This is a genomic window from Mucilaginibacter pankratovii (assembly GCF_014773265.1).
GTDB classification, from domain to species: Bacteria; Bacteroidota; Bacteroidia; order Sphingobacteriales; family Sphingobacteriaceae; genus Mucilaginibacter; species Mucilaginibacter pankratovii.
The window spans coordinates 32,713-50,994 of sequence record NZ_JACWMY010000012.1; the positions used below are offsets into that span (position 1 = coordinate 32,713).

17 protein-coding genes are annotated in these 18,282 nt (G+C 46.1%); 7 read left to right on the top strand and 10 right to left on the bottom strand.

All coding sequences use genetic code 11. From position 1 onward, the window contains the following. Positions 1-5 precede the first annotated feature (5 nt). From purS to rho, 3 genes are all read right to left on the bottom strand, one after another. Entirely contained in the window at positions 6-260 is a 255-nt protein-coding gene (gene purS / locus IDJ77_RS21125; protein ID WP_191190973.1) for a phosphoribosylformylglycinamidine synthase subunit PurS, read from the bottom strand. Between the two features lie 31 nt (positions 261-291). Further along, positions 292-1,032 carry a CDP-diacylglycerol--serine O-phosphatidyltransferase gene (gene pssA, locus IDJ77_RS21130; protein ID WP_191190974.1) on the bottom strand — a complete coding sequence of 247 codons (741 nt, stop codon included), beginning with the start codon at positions 1,030-1,032 and terminating at the stop codon, positions 292-294. Between the two features lie 90 nt (positions 1,033-1,122). Then, positions 1,123-2,763 (bottom strand): transcription termination factor Rho, encoded by a 1,641-nt coding sequence (gene rho / locus IDJ77_RS21135; RefSeq protein ID WP_191190975.1) that lies wholly within the window; start codon positions 2,761-2,763, stop codon positions 1,123-1,125. Between the two features lie 251 nt (positions 2,764-3,014). Between rho and pyrF the strand changes: the two genes are divergently transcribed. From pyrF to IDJ77_RS21160, 5 genes are all read left to right on the top strand, one after another. Beyond that, complete coding sequence (pyrF, locus tag IDJ77_RS21140) at positions 3,015-3,845, top strand: orotidine-5'-phosphate decarboxylase (RefSeq protein WP_191191148.1); 831 nt, start codon at positions 3,015-3,017, stop codon at positions 3,843-3,845. A gap of 19 nt (positions 3,846-3,864) precedes the next feature. After that, positions 3,865-4,398: a hypothetical protein gene (locus IDJ77_RS21145; protein WP_191190976.1), complete on the top strand. Its 534-nt coding sequence runs from the start codon at positions 3,865-3,867 to the stop codon at positions 4,396-4,398. A 123-nt stretch (positions 4,399-4,521) separates the two neighbouring features. Then, on the top strand, positions 4,522-6,498 hold the full coding sequence (locus tag IDJ77_RS21150) for an alpha/beta hydrolase family protein (RefSeq protein WP_191190977.1): 1,977 nt from the start codon (positions 4,522-4,524) through the stop codon (positions 6,496-6,498). Positions 6,499-6,747: 249 nt separating this feature from the next. Next, positions 6,748-7,167, top strand: coding sequence for a hypothetical protein (locus tag IDJ77_RS21155; RefSeq protein ID WP_191190978.1), 420 nt, complete (start codon positions 6,748-6,750; stop codon positions 7,165-7,167). A 5-nt stretch (positions 7,168-7,172) separates the two neighbouring features. Next, complete coding sequence (locus IDJ77_RS21160) at positions 7,173-8,144, top strand: MBOAT family protein (RefSeq protein ID WP_191190979.1); 972 nt, start codon at positions 7,173-7,175, stop codon at positions 8,142-8,144. A 102-nt stretch (positions 8,145-8,246) separates the two neighbouring features. On the opposite strand, the gene IDJ77_RS21165 is transcribed toward IDJ77_RS21160, so the two are convergent. Both IDJ77_RS21165 and IDJ77_RS21170 read right to left on the bottom strand, forming a co-directional pair. After that, on the bottom strand, positions 8,247-8,780 hold the full coding sequence (locus IDJ77_RS21165) for a pyridoxamine 5'-phosphate oxidase family protein (protein ID WP_191190980.1): 534 nt from the start codon (positions 8,778-8,780) through the stop codon (positions 8,247-8,249). A gap of 386 nt (positions 8,781-9,166) precedes the next feature. Beyond that, complete coding sequence (locus IDJ77_RS21170; RefSeq protein WP_191190981.1) at positions 9,167-10,534, bottom strand: exonuclease domain-containing protein; 1,368 nt, start codon at positions 10,532-10,534, stop codon at positions 9,167-9,169. A 44-nt stretch (positions 10,535-10,578) separates the two neighbouring features. On the opposite strand from IDJ77_RS21170, the gene IDJ77_RS21175 reads away from it, so the two are divergent. Next, positions 10,579-10,758, top strand: coding sequence for a hypothetical protein (locus tag IDJ77_RS21175; RefSeq protein ID WP_191190982.1), 180 nt, complete (start codon positions 10,579-10,581; stop codon positions 10,756-10,758). An 80-nt stretch (positions 10,759-10,838) separates the two neighbouring features. On the opposite strand, the gene yidC is transcribed toward IDJ77_RS21175, so the two are convergent. Together yidC and IDJ77_RS21185 are read right to left on the bottom strand one after the other, a co-directional pair. After that, on the bottom strand, positions 10,839-12,662 hold the full coding sequence (gene yidC, locus IDJ77_RS21180) for a membrane protein insertase YidC (protein ID WP_191190983.1): 1,824 nt from the start codon (positions 12,660-12,662) through the stop codon (positions 10,839-10,841). 75 nt (positions 12,663-12,737) lie between these two features. Then, entirely contained in the window at positions 12,738-14,348 is a 1,611-nt protein-coding gene (locus IDJ77_RS21185) for a CTP synthase (protein WP_191190984.1), read from the bottom strand. Between the two features lie 372 nt (positions 14,349-14,720). Between IDJ77_RS21185 and IDJ77_RS21190 the strand changes: the two genes are divergently transcribed. Further along, positions 14,721-15,263, top strand: a complete 543-nt coding sequence (locus tag IDJ77_RS21190; RefSeq protein ID WP_191190985.1) for a 3'-5' exonuclease — start codon at positions 14,721-14,723, stop codon at positions 15,261-15,263. Positions 15,264-15,309: 46 nt separating this feature from the next. On the opposite strand, the gene IDJ77_RS21195 is transcribed toward IDJ77_RS21190, so the two are convergent. From IDJ77_RS21195 to IDJ77_RS21205, 3 genes are all read right to left on the bottom strand, one after another. Further along, positions 15,310-16,632, bottom strand: coding sequence for a peptidoglycan DD-metalloendopeptidase family protein (locus tag IDJ77_RS21195; protein ID WP_191190986.1), 1,323 nt, complete (start codon positions 16,630-16,632; stop codon positions 15,310-15,312). Between the two features lie 336 nt (positions 16,633-16,968). After that, a complete protein-coding gene (locus IDJ77_RS21200) occupies positions 16,969-17,559 on the bottom strand; it encodes a hypothetical protein (RefSeq protein WP_191190987.1) in 591 nt (196 codons plus the stop codon). A gap of 89 nt (positions 17,560-17,648) precedes the next feature. Next, positions 17,649-18,263 carry a deoxynucleoside kinase gene (locus IDJ77_RS21205; protein ID WP_191190988.1) on the bottom strand — a complete coding sequence of 205 codons (615 nt, stop codon included), beginning with the start codon at positions 18,261-18,263 and terminating at the stop codon, positions 17,649-17,651. Positions 18,264-18,282: the final 19 nt, after the last annotated feature.

The following is an 18,282-nucleotide window of genomic DNA, read 5'->3' on the forward strand; positions in this document are numbered from 1 at the left end:
CTTTCCTAAACTTCTTCCAACTTAAAGCTATAGCTTTCCATAATCAGGTTAGCCAGGAGGTTTTTGCAGGCCTCATCAACTTTGGCGTTGGCTGTTTCGGAGCTATCAGCCTCAATTTCGAGGGAAATGTGCTTGCCTATGCGCACGTTCTGAATTTCGGATAAACCTAAATTCTTCATGCTGCCGGTTACGGCTTTACCTTGCGGATCAAGAATTTCTTTTTTCGGCATTACATCAATTTCGGCCAGGAACTTTTTCATCTGTGTGATTGTGTGTTAGGAGGATACTACCTTAAGCTGATTTTCTGTGCGAACCGCTCATGATGGTATCGTCGGCAAATTTTAGTTGAATTAACGATAGGGTGATATACATTACAATAACCACCGGAACTGCCGCAAATTTAAAAAATAGTATGAGTATTGCCGAAAACAGCAGCAATAAATAACGGTAAAAGTTTTTGTTGAAATCGCGGTTCTTGAATTTTAGCGACATCAGCGGTATTTCGGCCACCAGCAGGATACACATCACTATAATAAAACTCATTAAGCCATAAGGGTTCAAAATATAACGGTCTAAACCATCATATTGCTCTAATATCAAAGGGAACGATGCGATAAGGATGGCGTTTGCCGGGGTAGGTAGACCTATAAAGCTTTCAGCCTGGCGGGTATCTGTGTTAAACTTTGCCAGCCTAAGGGCAGAGAATACGGGTATCAGGAAGGCGATGAAATTAAGCCAGATGCTTATGCCGGTTTGTGGAGCCTGTAAAAGCAGCTCGTACATAATAGCCGAAGGCAAAAAGCCGAAGCTCACCATATCTGCCAACGAATCAAGGTCTTTACCGATACAGGAAGTTGAATTTAACACCCTGGAGGCAAAGCCGTCGAAAAAGTCGAAAATGGCTGCCAAAAAAATGGCATAGGATGCAATTACCAGGTTATCCTGGAACGCAAAAACGATACCCACACAGCCGCTAAACAAGTTTGCGCACGTTATGGCATTGGGAAGATGTTTTTTTACTCGCCTCTTCATATCGGTTATGAAGGTATCAATAATTTTATAAAAAACATGGAGTTATAAATTAACCTTACGCTAAATTATAACTCCATATATATAAATATATTATGAATTCATCGAAATCAGGAACTCTTCGTTAGTTTTTGTACCCCTTATCTGGGCCTGTAAAAACTCCATGCTCTCCTGTGAATTCATATCGGCGAGGTGGTTACGCAGTATCCAGATGCGTTGCAACGTGTCGCGGTCAAGCAACAGGTCATCACGGCGGGTGCTCGATGCAGTGATATCGATAGCCGGGAAGATACGTTTGTTTGATAATTTACGATCCAGCTGCAGCTCCATGTTACCGGTACCTTTAAATTCTTCAAAGATAACCTCATCCATTTTAGAGCCGGTTTCGGTAAGTGCCGTTGCAATGATGGTTAACGAACCGCCATCCTCAATGTTACGGGCCGCGCCAAAAAAGCGTTTTGGCTTGTGTAATGCGTTAGCGTCCACACCACCCGATAATATTTTACCGGATGCCGGGGCAACTGTGTTATAAGCACGTGCCAAACGAGTGATAGAATCCAGCAGGATAACTACATCGTGCCCGCACTCTACCATACGTTTTGCTTTCTCTAATACAATATTGGCAATTTTTACGTGGCGCTCTGCAGGCTCATCAAAGGTTGATGATACCACTTCGGCGCGTACGCTGCGGGCCATATCGGTAACCTCCTCAGGGCGTTCGTCTATCAGTAAGATGATCAGGTAAACTTCCGGGTGATTTTTGGCTATCGCGTTAGCAACATCCTTCAGCAACATGGTTTTACCCGTTTTTGGCTGCGCTACGATCAATCCGCGCTGGCCCTTACCAATAGGAGAGAACAGGTCCATAATACGGGTAGAATAGTTACCGGCATCAGTGAACAAGCTCAGTTTTTCGGATGGGAAAAGCGGGGTTAAGTGGTCGAAAGGTACACGGTCGCGCACTTCGGCAGGTATACGGCCGTTAATGGCCTCAACGCGCACCAGCGGGAAATATTTTTCGCCTTCTTTTGGAGGGCGGATACTGCCGCGCACGGTATCGCCGGTTTTTAGGCCAAACAGTTTTATCTGCGACTGCGATACATATATATCATCCGGAGATGTTAGATAGTTATAATCTGATGAACGCAGGAAACCATAGCCGTCGGGCATAATTTCCAGCACGCCTTCATTTACAATTACGTTGTCAAAATCAAGGTTAATGGCAGGCTCCTGGTTTTTCTGGGCCGGGCCATTGCCGGTATTGTTTACACGGCGCTCAAATTTTTGAGGGCGGTTATCAGCGGCAGGTAGCTGCTCGGCACGTATGGCTTGCTCCTCTTCAGTTTCGGTACTTGTGGCCGAAACTGCAGGGGTATTATTGCCGCGGTTGTTGTTCTCCGCCTCGTCTTCTTCCTGCTCAAATAAGTTGGTATCGTTTAAAGGTACTTCTACCCTTGGCTCGTTCTTAGCTTTTATTACGCGGGTTCTTTTGCGTGTTTTTTCGCCGGTTTCGGCTTCTGGCGCTGCAGTTTCTGCGGGAGCAGTTTTTGGAGCGTAATTATTTTCGACGGTGCTCTGCTGGTTGCGGGCGGCTTCTATAAGTTGCTGTTGTTCAACTATTGCAACTATCAGTTGGGCTTTTCGTAGCTCATCTGCTGTGGCAATACCTAAACTTTTAGCAATGTCGCGCAACTCAGAAACGAGTTTGTCGTTCAATTCGATTGTATCAGACATGATATGAATTATAGTTCAAAAGGATTTTTTAGTTGAAAGATTGTTTTGCAACCCTGTACATGCAATATTTAAGCCAGGTAAGTATCAGAAATAACGACGTGGTGATAAAAATTGTTTCTTGTGTGCAAGAAGATGCAGGGGATAACAGTGCAATTTTAATGAAATATTCTTAAAATGCAAATTTAATAAAAAAATAACATCATTCGCATATTTTTTTAGACTTTTGGCATTTAATAAAACAACCCTCCATGATATCCCGCCAGCAGCTTATACAACAGATAAAACAAAAGAAAACATTTTTATGTGTGGGATTAGATACGGATGTAGATAAAATTCCCGATTTTTTAAAAGAATACCCCGATCCGGCCTTTGAATTTAATAAGCGCATTATTGACGCCACTAAGGATCTGTGTATCGCTTACAAGCCAAACGCCGCTTTTTATGAGAGCCGTGGGATGAAAGGCCTGCAAAGCCTGATATCCACTTACGAATACCTGCCAAAAGATTGTTTATCTATTATAGATGCAAAACGAGGCGATATCGGCAACACATCTGATAACTATGCCAAAGCATTTTTTAACGAGGATGTTACCGGGATGGGCTTTGATGCCATTACCGTGACGCCTTATATGGGTAATGACAGTGTTACACCTTATTTAAAATACGATGGCAAATGGGTGATCATCCTGGCGCTTACCTCATCGGTAGGGAGCAAAGACTTCCAATACCTCAATACCGGCGAAGGTTACCTGTACGAAACGGTGATACAAAAGGCCAATACCTGGGCCGGCGCCGATAGACTGATGTTTGTAGTGGGTGCTACCAAAAGCACCGAGTTTACTAACATCCGTAAATACGCCCCCGATAACTTTTTACTGGTACCCGGTGTTGGTGCCCAGGGCGGCAGCCTGGAAGATGTTTGCAAATACGGCATGACAGCCGATTGCGGGCTCATTGTAAATGCATCTCGCTCTATCATCTACGCAAGCAACGGTGAGGATTTTGCCGAAGCGGCAAGGGCCGAAGCTTTGAGTTTGCAGCAGCAGATGCAGGTAGAGTTGGAGAAGGCGGGAGTGATATAAGGTCTCAAACCATCAAATAATGAAGCGATATCTCCATGCATCCGTAATTGTTTCCTTATTCATTTCGGCATGCTCTCCCAAACCTAAGGCCGACAATTTTACCCGGCAATTCCTCGAAAAATACCGGTTGGGTATTGTTAAGCATTTTCAAGCCTTCAAGATAGCGAACAACAGCAAAGGCCCATCTGATTTAGTAGGTATATATAAATCGTTTTGCCATATTAAAGAACTGGATCCGGCGATTGATTATAAAATTGCAGATAGCCGGTATATCACAGCGAAGGCCACTCATAAAGATGAGTATTATTACGATATGTATTATGAGTTATTGCACTTTAAAGAACCATCAAAAGTTAATAGTGTAATAAAGGAAATCAAAGAAAAAAATTGTGTAGATCCTTTTAATTTGAAAATTAACAGAATATACCGGATAGGAGAAAATACCATCATTACCGTAAATTATCTCGACCCCGGCTTAATAGATGGCTTTGAAAAGTTTCTCCTTTCCGAAGTTAATGAGGATACTAAAGTTGAAATAACAGATGCACAATAGACTAAAGCCAGTTACTTTATTTAGTTACTGCCTTTACGAAAACGTATTTAATTCAAAATTTCATAGCCATTAGCATTTTCTATTGGTATTTCCTTAAATTACCTCCCAATCTAATGCTTTGATATGAAAAAATACCTTACGCTGCTTTTCGCCGCATCGCTGGCATCTTCCGCATTCGCGCAAACCGATAAAAAACCATTTAAACCTACAGATTTTTATAAGATCCCTTCCGTAAGCGATCCGCAGGTTTCGCCGGATGGCAAATGGGTGGCTTACGGCGTTTCTACCGTAGATACGGCCAAGGATAAACGGGTATCGCACCTGTGGATGCAAAGCTGGGACGGTAAAACTTCTATCCAGCTTACACATGGTGCCGAGCCTGCCTCACGAGCCCGTTGGAGCCCGGATGGGGCTTACCTGGCGTTTTTATCCTCGCGCGAATCGAAGAACGGATCGCAGCTGTGGCTGATGGACCGCCGCGGCGGTGAGGCTAAAAAGGTGACCGATATAAAAGGCGACCTGGGTGATTACGAATGGAGCCCGGACGGCAGCAAAGTAGTTATAGTTATTGGCGACCCCGACAACAAAGGCAAGGAAGCGCCTAAAACACCAAAGCCAATAGTAGTAGACCGCTATCACTTTAAGCAGGATTACCAGGGCTACCTGGATGATGCCCGTAACCACCTGTATGTTTTTGATATCAACACCAAAAAACTGGATACCATTACCAAAGGTAAGTTTGATGAACGCTCGCCGACCTGGAGCCCGGATGGCAAAAGCATTGTGTTTGTAAGCAACCATGATGAAGACCCGGACAGAAGCGAGAATACCGATATTTTTGTGGTGGAAGCCAAAGCAAGCGGAGCCATTAAGCAATTAACCACCTGGAAGGGGCACGATATCAGCCCCAAATTTAGCCCGGATGGTAAAACTATTGCCTACCTGCGCCAGGACAGCGAAGGGTACAACATGTACGACCAGAACATACTGTGTATAATGAATGCGGACGGCAGCGGTAACCAGTTGCTTACCAAACAGCTCGACCGCCCGGCAGACAGCCCGGAATGGAGTAAAGACGGCAAAAGCGTTGCCTTTTTGGTAGATGACGATCGCGAGCGTTATGCGGCAACCTACACACTGGCGAGCAAGAAAATAAGCATTATACCCTCTACCCGGGGTAAAATAAGCGTGGGCGATATTGCAGCGCATAGCGCCGGAAACTGGGTGACAACCGTAAGCGACCCCTATATGCCCCTGGAGATCTACGCGCTGGAAACCGGTAAGCTGCGCCGCCTTACCTTTCAGCAGCAGGAATGGCTGAGCAAGGTGCAGCTGGCGCAGGTTACGGGCTTTCAATCTACCAGTAAGGATGGTACAAAAGTATCGGGCGTGCTGTACCGCCCCGATAGTACCAGCACCAAAAAGATGCCTTTCATTTTGTTTGTGCACGGTGGACCGGTAGGGCAGGACGATTACAGCTTTGATGGCACCTGCCAGGTATTAGCCAGCGCCGGTTATGCGGTGGCGGCAGTAAATTACCGGGGCAGCTCGGGCCGGGGTATTGATTACACCAAAGCGATAGCAGCCGATTGGGGCAACAAAGAAGTAATTGACCTGCACGGCGCAGTAGATGAATTAGTAAAACGCGGCATTGCCGACCCTGATAAACTGGGCGTAGGCGGCTGGAGCTATGGCGGTATCACTACCGATTTCCTGATAGCCAGCGATACCCGTTTTAAAGCAGCCGCAAGCGGCGCGGGCAGCGCGTTGCAAATAGCCAATTACGGTATCGACCAGTACATACTGCAGTATGATAACGAACTGGGTCAGCCCTGGAAAAATATCGAGGTGTATAACAAAATCTCGTACCCGTTTTTACATGCCGACAGGATAAAAACCCCGGTGCTGTTTATGTCGGGCCTGAAGGATTTTAACGTGCCTACCGCCGGCAGCGAGCAAATGTACCAGGCGCTAAAATCACTCGGTGTACCTGCCGAACTGATCTTGTATCCAAATCAAAATCACGGTATCAGCATCCCCAGCTACCAGGTAGATAGGGTGGAACGGTATATTAAATGGTATGATAAGTACTTGAAATAGATCTCTCTTTAATTAATATGAGGGTTTACAAAAGTTTACACTTTTAAAAATTAAAATTTGTAATACATTGATAATAAATTAGTTAAATAAAATAGAGGGTTTACACTTTTTTGTGCTATTTTAACTGGCGATTAACCTGTTTTATAAATCTTCGGCTTTTCTGTAAACAATAAAAAATAAAATCAACTTTCAATATGTTTTGAAAGTTCAGTATTGTTTTTATATTTGTCGCATCAAATAACTAACGCGATGGATAAAGTATTAGCACATCAATTACTGCAATTGGCGGGTTTGGCGCAAATAGTGCTGGCCATTGTCAGCGTAGCCATACCAAAAGTATTGGGTTGGCAACCTGAGCTGGCGAAGTTAAAAACCGTTGTCAAACAAATGGTTTGGGTTCACGGGGCTTACATTTTAGTAATAAACCTCTGCCTCGGCCTGGTTTCGTTTTTTGCGACAGAGGACCTGCTTAACGGCTCCCGACTGGCGGCACTGCTCACCGGCTTTATCGCGGTTTACTGGATATCAAGAGTGCTTACCCAATTCTTTTATTTCGACAGGAGCGCTTTCCCTAAAGGAGGATTTAACTTATTGGCCGAGGTGGTTTTGACCACACTGTTTATAGTGCTTAGCCTAACTTATAGCTGGGTGTTTTACTTAAATTTTTAAATGGGATGGATACGCAGTTAATAGTTCATCTCCTGTATTTCGCGCTTATCAATCTGGCTATAGTATCGGTGGGTTATAACTTCCTGGAAAAACAATTGCTCCTTGCAGGCTGGGCAATGCTGGTGGTAAGCATTGCAGGCGTGTATATCATTTTTATAAATGAGCATCCCATCCTTAAAATGCTGGCTATTATTGCAACTACGTTTAGTGGTATGAAGGTGATAGCGGTGACAGAAGGCTATAAAAACAGACCGCTTACACTTAGCTTTAAGCAATGGCTCACTTATGCCATTGGCTGGGTTGGCATGCGTGCACAGCCTTTTGAAACACTTGGTCAACCAGCCCTGCCGAACGCCTGGCCTATGGTGCGCTTTGGCATCAGCCGGATAATTGCCGGGGCATTATTGATCTTGCTTGCCCATTGGTTGGTTGCTTTGCAATTGAATGGCTCTTTAACCTATTATTTGGTAACACCAATACTCCTGGTGGCTTTGAGTTTGATCCTGCACTTCGGCTTGCTCAGTATCAGCGCGGGGATGTGGCGGTTCTCGGGTGTAAACACCTATTACCTGTTTAGGCAACCTGCAAAAGCTTTGAGCCTTACCGAACTTTGGAGCAAGCGCTGGAACATCGCTTTCAGCGAAATGACCTCCGTAGCCATATTCCGCCCGCTGAAAAGCAAGACCGGCGTCGCCGTGGCGTTAATGGTATCATTTATTTTTTCGGGTCTGCTGCACGAACTGGCGCTCAGCCTGCCCGTTAACAGTGGCTATGGTCTGCCCACGCTATACTTTGTGATACAAGGACTATTGGTGTTGGTAGAAAAGTTAATGGCCAGCCGTGGAATATTATTTCTCAAAAACAAAGTTATAGCCCGGCTTTGGGTTTTCTTTTGGCTGATAGTGCCGATGCCTTTGTTGTTTCACGGGCAGTTTATCAGGCAGATCGTATGGCCGATGGTGGGGCTGCACTTTTGATAGAGATTGGAGGTTGGTTAATCAGAGATGAGTTATTTATCTCCTGGTTTCTGCCTATGAATTTCCCAACTAACCTCCAATCTCTAATAACTAATCTCCAATCTACGGTTGAAGTTTCCCCTCTATCGAATCATCAAGCGTTTTGCCAAGCGCCGCACCTACCAGTTGTTTTACAAACGCAACGGCATTGCCGTGTTTGTTGTCCCAATAGTAGCCTTGGGTAGGGCTTACTTTGATAACGGAAATGCGCGGGTCGTCAACACCCCCGGTAAACCATGTTTTTAGAATGGGTTCCCACAATTCTTTAATTTTTTCCTTGTCTTGGCTTACCTCGGCTATCCCATAGATGTTCAGAAAATTGGAATATTTAGATCCCTGAAACAGGAGCTGCACCATCGGATCGGCTAATATTTCCGCGTTTTTGTGGCTGTCGTTAGCGCTCAAAAACCACAGGTCGCCATTATCGTCTATCTTTTGGGGCGACATGGGCCGGGTAGAAAAAGGGAGCCCGGTTTTAATATCGCTGCAAAAAAAGCAGCTGGTGCCTTCGGCCATTTCCTTTAGTTTTTTCCAGGCTTCGTTACCTTCCAGGTTCTCAAAATTATCTTCGGGTTGTTGTTGGTTAATGCTATCCATAACAGGTTTGTGTGTTTTAAAATGATAATATATTAACCTGTGAGAAATTTAATTGTTTTGGTTTTGTTGGAGAAGTTGGAAAAGGTTGGAAATGTTGGAGAAGCTGTGCGTCACCATCTCGTCTTTGCGAGCCGCAGCGGGGGAGGTGGTGCAAAAGGGCGGCGTGGCAATCATCGGCAAGCAGAGCGAATTTGCAGGGCGGTCATGTAGTTCCCATAAGGAAGGTGGATTTGCAAGTCTGACCTTAAAGCCGATGATTGCCGCGCTGTCGCTCGCAAGGACGGGGGGGGTGAGGACATTGGGATTAATGGCCAGTTGCCCGTTGACAGACTTTATCGACTTGCTAACCGATGATTGCCACGCTATCGCTCGCAAGGACGATGGAGCTACACCCCAAAACTCACCTTACGCTCAGGAAATCTGCTGGCGTAACCGGTTACTATGTTTTTAATGTAATCGTTACCCGGATATGGGGTGAGGTAGTTTTTCAACTGCTGGATGTTGTTGGCATCAAAGTAATGGGAGATATACCCCATGCCATAAAAGCGCCCTTCTTCTATCAGGATGCAGCTATGTTCTTCGCCGTTGCGGCCTTCATCGCGGATGGCGAAGGTGGGCAGGGCTTTCTTTAACTCGTCTATAGCAGCAGTCACCTTGATGTTGTATTCTTCGGGCGTTTCATGGCCTTCGCAAGCGCAGGCGTTTACGTTATTGCCGCTGCAGGGCTGGTCGTTCTTTTGAACGAAGCACATTTTGGGGCACAGGCTAAAAGTCTCTATCAGCTTATTCAGCAGGTTGTAGCCTTCCAGCAGGGAGTTGCAGGCATATACCGATGGCATGTGTTTGCGGTGCTTATCAACCGCCAGGCGCAGGTAGCCGCGCTGGTCCTCGTAGGCATAAAGCCCGTAGGTGTTTTCGAAGCGTTTTAGCGAGCGGTTGTATTTCGGCCAAAGGCGTTTTATTTCCACGGCTTCCAACACAAAAGCAATCAGTTCGGTACCGCAAACCTGGTGACTAATGCGGTAGATGCTCTTTAAAAACTCCTGCCGCTGCAAGCCGGGGTTATTGCCGGTGAAATGGCTGCAAACCCGTTTTTTTAAGTCTTTGGCCTTGCCTACATAAACCACTTTGCCTTTTTGGTCGTGGAAGTAATATACACCGGGGCAATTGGGCAGGGCATCCACATCCGCCTTTGGCAGGTTGGCCGGTAAGCGCTGCTCCTTCGAGGTAAGCTTTAATGCCTGGCCGATGTGGTTGGCAGTATCGTTTTTTAAATAAAGGCTAAACAATTGCGCGGTAGCCTCTGCATCGCCCATGGCACGGTGGCGGCTGTTATTGCTGATGCCTAAATGGCTGCAAAGCTTACCCAAACTGTACGACATCAGCCCCGGCATTATCTTTCGCCCAAGCCTTACCGTGCAAAGTTTGTTAGCGTTCAGCTCGTAGCCGGCGGCGTTGAGGTGGTATCGTAAAAAAGAATAATCGAAGTTGACGTTATGGGCCACAAAGATCTGCCCTTTAAGCATGTGGAAGATCTCGTGCGCCACATCTTCAAATAGCGGGGCGGTGCTCACCATTTCATTGGTGATACCGGTTAACGCACGGATATACACCGGGATGTCGCGCTGCGGGTTCACCAGGCTCTCGAAACGGCGGGTTACTTTTTTGCCATCGTGGATACATATAGCAATTTCGGTAATGCCATTTGCGCTGGCATGCCCCCCGGTAGTCTCGATATCCACAATTGCGTACATATTTCAAATGTACTATAATTTTGCTAATATATTTAGTTGGAGATGTGGAAAAAGATTTAATTGTTGAAAAGGTTAAGCGGTTCAATCTCCCCATCGTCATTGCGAGCGATAGCGTGGCAACCATCGGCAAGCAGAGCCGCTATGCAGGTCTGATCTGCCTGCCGGGGATTGCTTCGTCGCTTCGCTTCCTCGCAATGACGAGATGGTTAAATTGCTCCAAATAAGAAGCCCCGATAGCAAGGCTACCGGGGCTTCTTATTTATTATAGCGGTTAACTAATCTCTAATTAACCAACCTCTATTCTCTATTTCTTCTTCGCCTGCACTTGTTGTTGCTGGCGCATCATTTCTTCTAATTTGGCACCGAAGCCGCCTTTTTTCTTCTTGGTATCTTCAGGTTTCTTTTTGTTCTCCTGGATCTGGGCATGGATCTTTTTATCATCAACCATAAATTTAATTAAGTATTGCTGTAAAAAGGTAAGCATGTTGGCCAGGAAATAGTAGTAGTTCAAACCTGATGGGTAGCTGTTCAGCGTTACCAGGAAGATCAGCGGCGTAATATAGCCGATGTACTTCATTTGCCCGGTTGCGCCCGAGATCTGGTTGTTGAAATACGTGTAGATCAGCGTAGATATCGTCATTAGCAAACACATCAAACTGATGTGGCTTACACCAAATATCGGCGAAAATGTAATAACCGAATCGTACGTAGAAAGATCGTGCATCCACAAAAAGCTTTGGCCACGCAGCTCAAACAAGCTTGGGAAAAAGCGGAAGAACGCGATCACGATAGGCATTTGTATCAGCAAGGGTAAGCAACCACCCAACGGGTTTACGCCTGCTTTTTTGTAAAGCTTTAGGTATTCCTGCTGCAAAAGGGTAGGGTTATCCTCACCAACTTTTGTTTTTATCTCATCCATCTCCGGCTTCAGCACACGCATCTTAGCCATCGACAGGTACGATTTATAAGTAAGCGGCGACAATACCAACTTCAGGATAACGGTTAACGCTAATATGATGATACCGTAGTTCCAGTTAAATTTATTCAGGAAGTTAAATATCGGCAGGGTAGCAAACTGGTTGATATATTTCAACGGTCCCCATCCCAGGTTAACCAGTTTTTGCAGGTCGTAACCCTGGTCTTTTAAGGTAGAGTATCGGTTTGGACCGAAGTAGAATATCAGCGGTGCATCGCCCAAAGCGTTGCGGCCAAGCGACAGGTCGGCCTTCATTTGCTTTACATCGGTAGTATCGGCAACGTCGTGGCTAACGGTTAAAGTAGCTTTGTTGATACCGCCGGGGGCGATCAAAGCATTGGAGAAAAAGTGTTGCTTAAACGCAACCCATTGCTGTTTTTTATCGGTAATGGATTTTGTATCGTCCTTAGTTTCTGCTAAGTAATCAACCTCGTTATCGGTGTTTTTGTAATAAACGGTGGTATACTGGCGTTCCTGCGCAATATCTTTTTCCTGTTTAAGCAGGCTGGCAGCCCAGCTTAAATTAAGCGTTCCGCTGTTAGCGATCACCTGATCGAGCCCAACAGGTTTAATAGTAAGGCCTAACTTGTAGCCGGTACCTTTTAAGCTGTAAATGTAATCGATATACTGGGTAGGGCTGTAGCTTAAACGCATGGTTAGCGAAGCAGAATCTTCGGCTGCAACGGTTAACGCTTTTGCACTTGGGGTAAAGTAAAGGTCGTTGGTATTGATGGCCTTGCCCTGCGCGCTAAAGTTTAAACCGAAGGTGTTTTTATCGCCGCTGAAAAGTACCAGCGGTTTTTTGTAAGCTGTTTTAAACTTTTTTAGCTCGGCAGAATAAATGCGACCACCTTTTGTAGAAAGTTTAAGCGCAAGCTCATCGTTCTCAACGGTAACAAATTCTTCCTGTCCTATGGTTGCTGCGCCAAAAGCGGTTTTTAATACGGCAGAATCTACCACGGCAGATTTTTTAGCGGTATCAAATTTGGCGGTGGTGGCGGGCGCTTTTACTACACCTGCTCTTTTAAGCGAATCCTGGCGGGCTACTTCTCTTTCCTTTTTTATGGCCTCATCACTGGGCTTCATAAAATATATCGAGGCCCCCATGATGATCATGATCAGGAATAATCCTGTAAACGTATTTCTATCCATTATCTAATATATCGTATGATTAACACCGGCTGGTTTTGTTACAACCGGATGCATATCAACCTACTGTTTTAATTGTTATTTCTTGCGTGCGTAGGCCAGCGAAGCGGCGACAAAGTTAATAAAAAGTGGGTGCGGATTTGCAACTGTTGATTTTAATTCGGGGTGGAACTGCGCGCCTACAAAAAACGGGTGGTTTTTAAGTTCAACTACCTCTACCAAACCGTTTTCGGGATTGATGCCCGATGGCAGTAAACCGGCTGTTTCGTACTGTTTAAGGTACTTGTTATTAAACTCGTAGCGGTGGCGGTGGCGCTCGGTGATGGAAGTTTTGCCGTAAATAGCTGCTGCCTTGCTGCCCTTTTTCAGGTCGCAGGGGTAGGAGCCTAAACGCATGGTGCCGCCTTTGTTGGTGATATTCTTCTGGTCCTCCATCATGGCGATAACCGGGTGCGGGGTATCCTGGTTCATCTCGGTACTGCTGGCGTTGGCAAGGCCCAGTACGTTGCGGCCAAATTCAACCACGGCGCACTGCATCCCTAAGCAGATACCAAAAAATGGGATATTATTTTGGCGCACGTAGCGTATCGCCTCTATTTTACCTTCAAAACCGCGCTCGCCAAAGCCGGGGGCAACCAATACGCCATGCAGGCCTTTTAGTTTATCCACAGCGTTCTCTACGGTTAACTGTTCTGATGGGATGTATTGTACTTTTACTTTGCACTCGTTGGTGGCGCCTGCATGTATAAATGCCTCTATGATGGATTTATAAGCATCGGGCAGCTCTACATATTTACCAACCAGGCCAATTTTTACTTCGGAAGTAGGGTTTTTTAAGCGGCCCAAAAAGGCTTTCCAGTTATCCAGGTTAGGCTCGTTCTTATGCGAAAGCTTCAGCTTGGTTAATACCGTTTTATCCAGTTGCTCTTTCAGCATCAGCAAAGGCACATCGTAAATGGTTGATGCATCCATCGATTCGATAACCGCGTTGATATTTACGTTACAAAACAGGGCTATCTTTTTACGGATATCCATATTGATATGATGCTCGGTACGGCAAACCAGTATATCCGGCTGAATCCCGTACTCCAAAAGCATTTTTACCGAGTGCTGGGTAGGCTTGGTCTTCAATTCGCCGGCTGCAGCCAGGAAAGGTATTAAAGTAAGGTGTATCACCATCGCGTTGCCGCTGCCGGCTTCCCATTTAAACTGGCGCACAGCTTCCACAAAGGGCAGCGATTCGATATCGCCAACGGTACCGCCTATTTCGGTTATCACAATATCGTAATCGCCGGTTTCGCCCAGGATGCGCATATTGCGTTTGATCTCATCGGTAATGTGCGGAACAACCTGCACTGTTTTACCCAGAAAAGCACCTTCGCGCTCGCGGTTGATCACATTCTGGTAAATACGGCCGGTGGTAATGTTATTAGCCTTGGAGGTTGGGGTGTTTAAAAAACGTTCGTAGTGGCCAAGGTCAAGGTCGGTTTCGGCACCGTCCTCGGTAACGTAGCATTCGCCATGCTCGTAAGGGTTAAGGGTTCCCGGGTCGATATTAATATACGGGTCGAACTTTTGGATGGTAACGCGGTAGCCGCGGGCCTGGAGGAGCTTAGCTAATGAGGCGGAAATAATACCCTTGCCTAACGACGAGGTAACGCCACCCGTAACAAAAATGTATTTAGTCATGAGATTTTTTTGAAATCCCGGCAGCGGAATATGGCCGTTGCCGAATGTTTGTGTACGGGGTACAAAAGTAAGAAAATTTGCGGGTTTCGGGCAGGAAAAATGCGAATGTGGAAAAGCGGAGGGTTAGAAGAGTTGGAGAGGTTGGAAGGGTTGGAAATTTTTAAGCGTAGCGTATATTTTATGCTTTGTTCGTGTTCGGTGTTTTACGCGAACAGCCCGAACAAGCCCGAACAGAACTTTTGACAACCAATGTAACTCAACGAAATTTCATTTTAAATTCTGCGATTTTTTTTGTATATTAAGGTAAAGGGCTTAAGTACCGTCGCTTAAGCTTTAAAATAAATTTTTAATATGTAAAAAAGTACAAGTAAAATGAAACAAGACAAAATTTTAGTAGTGGATATTGAAGCCACTTGCTGGGAGGGTAGGAACCCGCCCGGACAGGAAAACGACATTATTGAAGTAGGCGTGTGCCTGCTGGATGTCAACACCGGGGAAATTACCGGCAGCCGGGGCATTTTAGTGATGCCCGAACGCTCGCAGATCGGCAAATTCTGCACCCAGTTAACCTCCATTACACCGGGATTGATTGAAGACGAAGGTATATACTTCGATGATGCCTGCGACATACTGGAGCGCGAATACGATTCAAAAGACCTGGTTTGGGCCAGCTATGGCGATTACGACCGCAACCAGTTTCAGCGCCAGTGCAGTGAGATGCGCGTAGCTTATCCTTTCGGCCCATCGCACATCAACGTAAAAACCATGTTTGCTGAAAAACGCGGGATGAAGCGTGGAACAGGCATGGCAACCGCACTGGAAATGCTGAACCTGCCGTTGGAAGGCACCCACCATCGCGGTGTAGATGATGCCAAAAATATCGCTAAGATATTACACTGGGCATTGAACAACTAACGCAAAGCTTACCGCCCGGTAAGCGCGTTAAATTAAAACCGGAGATTTACTGTTCTATCCACCCGGTTTCCCCATCATTTTTTACCAACAGGTAATTATTGTAAGTAGCCAAAAGGCTTACTTTTTCGCCTGCATTTAATAATTTTTTGCGGGCAGCCCCAACGTTATCCGGCATATTTAAAAGCGGCTGATCTGTTTTAAGCGTAATGCTGCGGATATTATCTGCTTCGGTTACGTTCCTGCTACTGATAAAACCCTGCTGCCCATCGGGCAGGCTTACCTTGTACCAGCCTTCTGTTGCGGCGCTTACACTGAGGGCGGTATTTGCCGGCAGCGTTTGCACGGCCAGGGCTTTGTCTGATGGCAGGTTGTACATTTTGCTGCTTTTGCCGCTGCTGCGCAGGGTTGCATTCAGGTTTTTCAGCGGGGCAGATACGGGCAGCGGCTGCTTTACTTCCCTATCCACAAACGCAAGCGGGTCGATAGCACCGCTATTGGTATAGATGCCAAAATGCAGGTGCGCAGGCGTGGTACGCGCATTGCCGGTGTTCCCTACCAAACCTATCGTATCGCCGAGTAAAACGTTTTGTCCAGGCTGTACCAGTTGTGCATCGAGGTGGGCGTAGTAGAGGGTGTAATCGGCATCGTCGGGCCGCAGGAATACCACATTGCCACCCAGATTATTCACCGTTACACTGGTTACGGTACCATTTGCGGCAGCAATGGCAGGGGTGCGTTTCGGCGCGAAGATATCCAGGCCTTCGTGTTTGCGGCCGCCTTCATCACGCCCGTCGCCCCAAAAACTACCGATGCGGGGTTTACCCGATGCCGCCACCGGGAAGCCCAGCGTTGGCCCTGCGGTAATGGTAAGCGTGTACTCGCCGCTGCGTAAAAGCTCGGGCTGCAGGCGCAGGATGTATTTGCCGGCTTGCTTTACTTCAAACTCCAGCACGGCACCCAATGTATCCGCCGATGCGGCCAGCTTTGCAGGCTGCGGTAATTGCTCCTGGAAAAGATCGAGATAAATATTAAAGTTGGTAACCGGTTTTTTAGTGATGCTAATACGTAATTTTTGCCCGCGTTTGGCATCAAAGCGCAGGGCAGTACCGCCCGGCTTTTCATCGGGGAAGTAGCCGGTTTCTTTATACGGGATGTTGATGTTGAGCGGGTTATTCAGCGTTGCGTCTGCCTGCCGAAGCCAGGCTGTGCCCATAGCGGTGTTGCCAAGCCCTGCATCGCGCAGTTTTTGCGCATAAGCATCGTGCGGGGAAAGCTTTTTAAACAGCGCCAGCGGCCCGCGTTTGCTGCAGGAGGTAGCCACCATTATTAGCAGTATGGCGGAAAATAGTTTGTATGTCGATCTTAGCATATCCGTCTCTTTATCAGTAAAGAAACCTGTGGGGTGGTAGAAAGGTTTTTACGGTATATTAAATACTTGCAGGCAAGGATTTAAGTATAAATGCAATTCCTACCATAACACACATAATAATTACACCCCAGCCTTGTACGTAAAGAGGAAGTGCAGGACCCATCCAGCCATTTTTTTCGGAGGAAGGGCCACCCTTATTCATCCGGTAAATTAGATATGCTGCTACCAGAAAGCCAACACCCAAAAAGAAATATTGCCAATCCATTTCGTCTAATATTGTATAATTTCTCCTCGGGCCATTAGAGGCCGACACAACCGGTATTCAGTTACGTGGGATTATTTACCCGCCATGTCGATGTTGTAGCGATGTACAAAATCGCGTAGAACTTTAAAGCTAAAGCTATCTGTTTTTTTGAATTCTTCCAGCAAGGCAGGGTCATCGGCTATCATTTCCATAAAAATGTTTTTACGCTTGCCCTGGCTGCCATTATTAAATATGGTATTAGATTTTAACTGAACGATGGGTGCGTTATTTTTACTGATGTACCATTTAGTGGTGCTGTTAAAAGTGCCCACGCCGCCGTACATACCTCCGCCACTATAACTTGTATTTTCTTCTTCATACAAATTAAGCTTGCCATGTTCGTGGCGCTGCAGATAGGTAGAATCGAGTGCGTTTGGCTTACTCACCGCAGAATAGGTTATGGAATCCTTCGCGTTGAAAATGTCTGATATTTTATCCGGCGTTATTTTGATGAACTTTTTATCGGTTGAATTTAAAGGCATATATTTCCGGGTACCCTTTAATTCGCATTTGATAGTATCGTTCGTTGTGGTTACCACGTAATTGGAAGCCGGTTTGGTTTGCGCCGATACGTATCCACTGCAAACGCATAAGGCGAAAATCAAGATCAGTTTTGTCTTCATGATATTATTTTTGTGCCCTGCAGGTGCTGTGGCAACAACAGGGGGCTTAGGTAAAAATTCTGTTCCCCCTTCATGGGGTTAGGGGGCCTCTAAAACAACCCGTTTATCTCCCGTTCTATCTTCTCCACAATAGTGGCCATATCTTCGGTATTGTTGGCGAAATCAAGGTTATCCTTATCCAGCACCAGCAGCTTACCCAGTTTGTAGTTCTTTATCCATTTATCGTACTTCTCGTTCAGTTTAGAGAGGTAATCTATCCGGATGCCTATCTCGTATTCGCGGCCGCGGCGCTGGATGTTGTTTACCAGGGTGGGTACCGATGCTTTAAGGTACACCAGCAAGTCGGGCGGTTTAATAAACTCGGTAATGTTATCAAACATGGCTTCGTAGTTCTCGTAGTCGCGGGTGGTCATCAGCCCCATATCGTGCAGGTTTTCGGCAAATATGTAGGCGTCCTCGTAAATGGTACGGTCCTGGATAATATTGCGGCCGCTGCTTTGTATTTCGCGGATCTGGCGGTAACGGCTGTTGAGGAAATAAATCTGCAGGTTAAAGCTCCAGCGTTTCATTTCGCTGTAAAAATCTTCCAGGTAGGGGTTATTGTCAACCGCTTCGTAAAGTGGGTCCCAGCCGTAATTTTTCGCCAGCATTTCGGTAAGGGTAGTTTTGCCCGCGCCAATATTTCCTACAATTGCTATGTGCATGTGTTTTTTATTTGTTGAT

Excerpts from the sequence above, each read along its gene's own strand:
- IDJ77_RS21160 (WP_191190979.1), top strand. The coding sequence starts at position 7,173 with ATGGATACGCAGTTAATAGTTCATCTCCTGTATTTCGCGCTTATCAAT.
- IDJ77_RS21145 (WP_191190976.1), top strand. The coding sequence starts at position 3,865 with ATGAAGCGATATCTCCATGCATCCGTAATTGTTTCCTTATTCATTTCG.
- yidC (WP_191190983.1), bottom strand. The coding sequence starts at position 12,662 with ATGGATAGAAATACGTTTACAGGATTATTCCTGATCATGATCATCATG.
- purS (WP_191190973.1), bottom strand. The coding sequence starts at position 260 with ATGAAAAAGTTCCTGGCCGAAATTGATGTAATGCCGAAAAAAGAAATT.
- rho (WP_191190975.1), bottom strand. The coding sequence starts at position 2,763 with ATGTCTGATACAATCGAATTGAACGACAAACTCGTTTCTGAGTTGCGC.
- IDJ77_RS21165 (WP_191190980.1), bottom strand. The coding sequence starts at position 8,780 with ATGGATAGCATTAACCAACAACAACCCGAAGATAATTTTGAGAACCTG.
- IDJ77_RS21150 (WP_191190977.1), top strand. The coding sequence starts at position 4,522 with ATGAAAAAATACCTTACGCTGCTTTTCGCCGCATCGCTGGCATCTTCC.
- IDJ77_RS21185 (WP_191190984.1), bottom strand. The coding sequence starts at position 14,348 with ATGACTAAATACATTTTTGTTACGGGTGGCGTTACCTCGTCGTTAGGC.
- IDJ77_RS21190 (WP_191190985.1), top strand. The coding sequence starts at position 14,721 with ATGAAACAAGACAAAATTTTAGTAGTGGATATTGAAGCCACTTGCTGG.
- pssA (WP_191190974.1), bottom strand. The coding sequence starts at position 1,032 with ATGAAGAGGCGAGTAAAAAAACATCTTCCCAATGCCATAACGTGCGCA.
- IDJ77_RS21195 (WP_191190986.1), bottom strand. The coding sequence starts at position 16,632 with ATGCTAAGATCGACATACAAACTATTTTCCGCCATACTGCTAATAATG.
- IDJ77_RS21170 (WP_191190981.1), bottom strand. The coding sequence starts at position 10,534 with ATGTACGCAATTGTGGATATCGAGACTACCGGGGGGCATGCCAGCGCA.
- IDJ77_RS21200 (WP_191190987.1), bottom strand. The coding sequence starts at position 17,559 with ATGAAGACAAAACTGATCTTGATTTTCGCCTTATGCGTTTGCAGTGGA.
- IDJ77_RS21155 (WP_191190978.1), top strand. The coding sequence starts at position 6,748 with ATGGATAAAGTATTAGCACATCAATTACTGCAATTGGCGGGTTTGGCG.
- IDJ77_RS21205 (WP_191190988.1), bottom strand. The coding sequence starts at position 18,263 with ATGCACATAGCAATTGTAGGAAATATTGGCGCGGGCAAAACTACCCTT.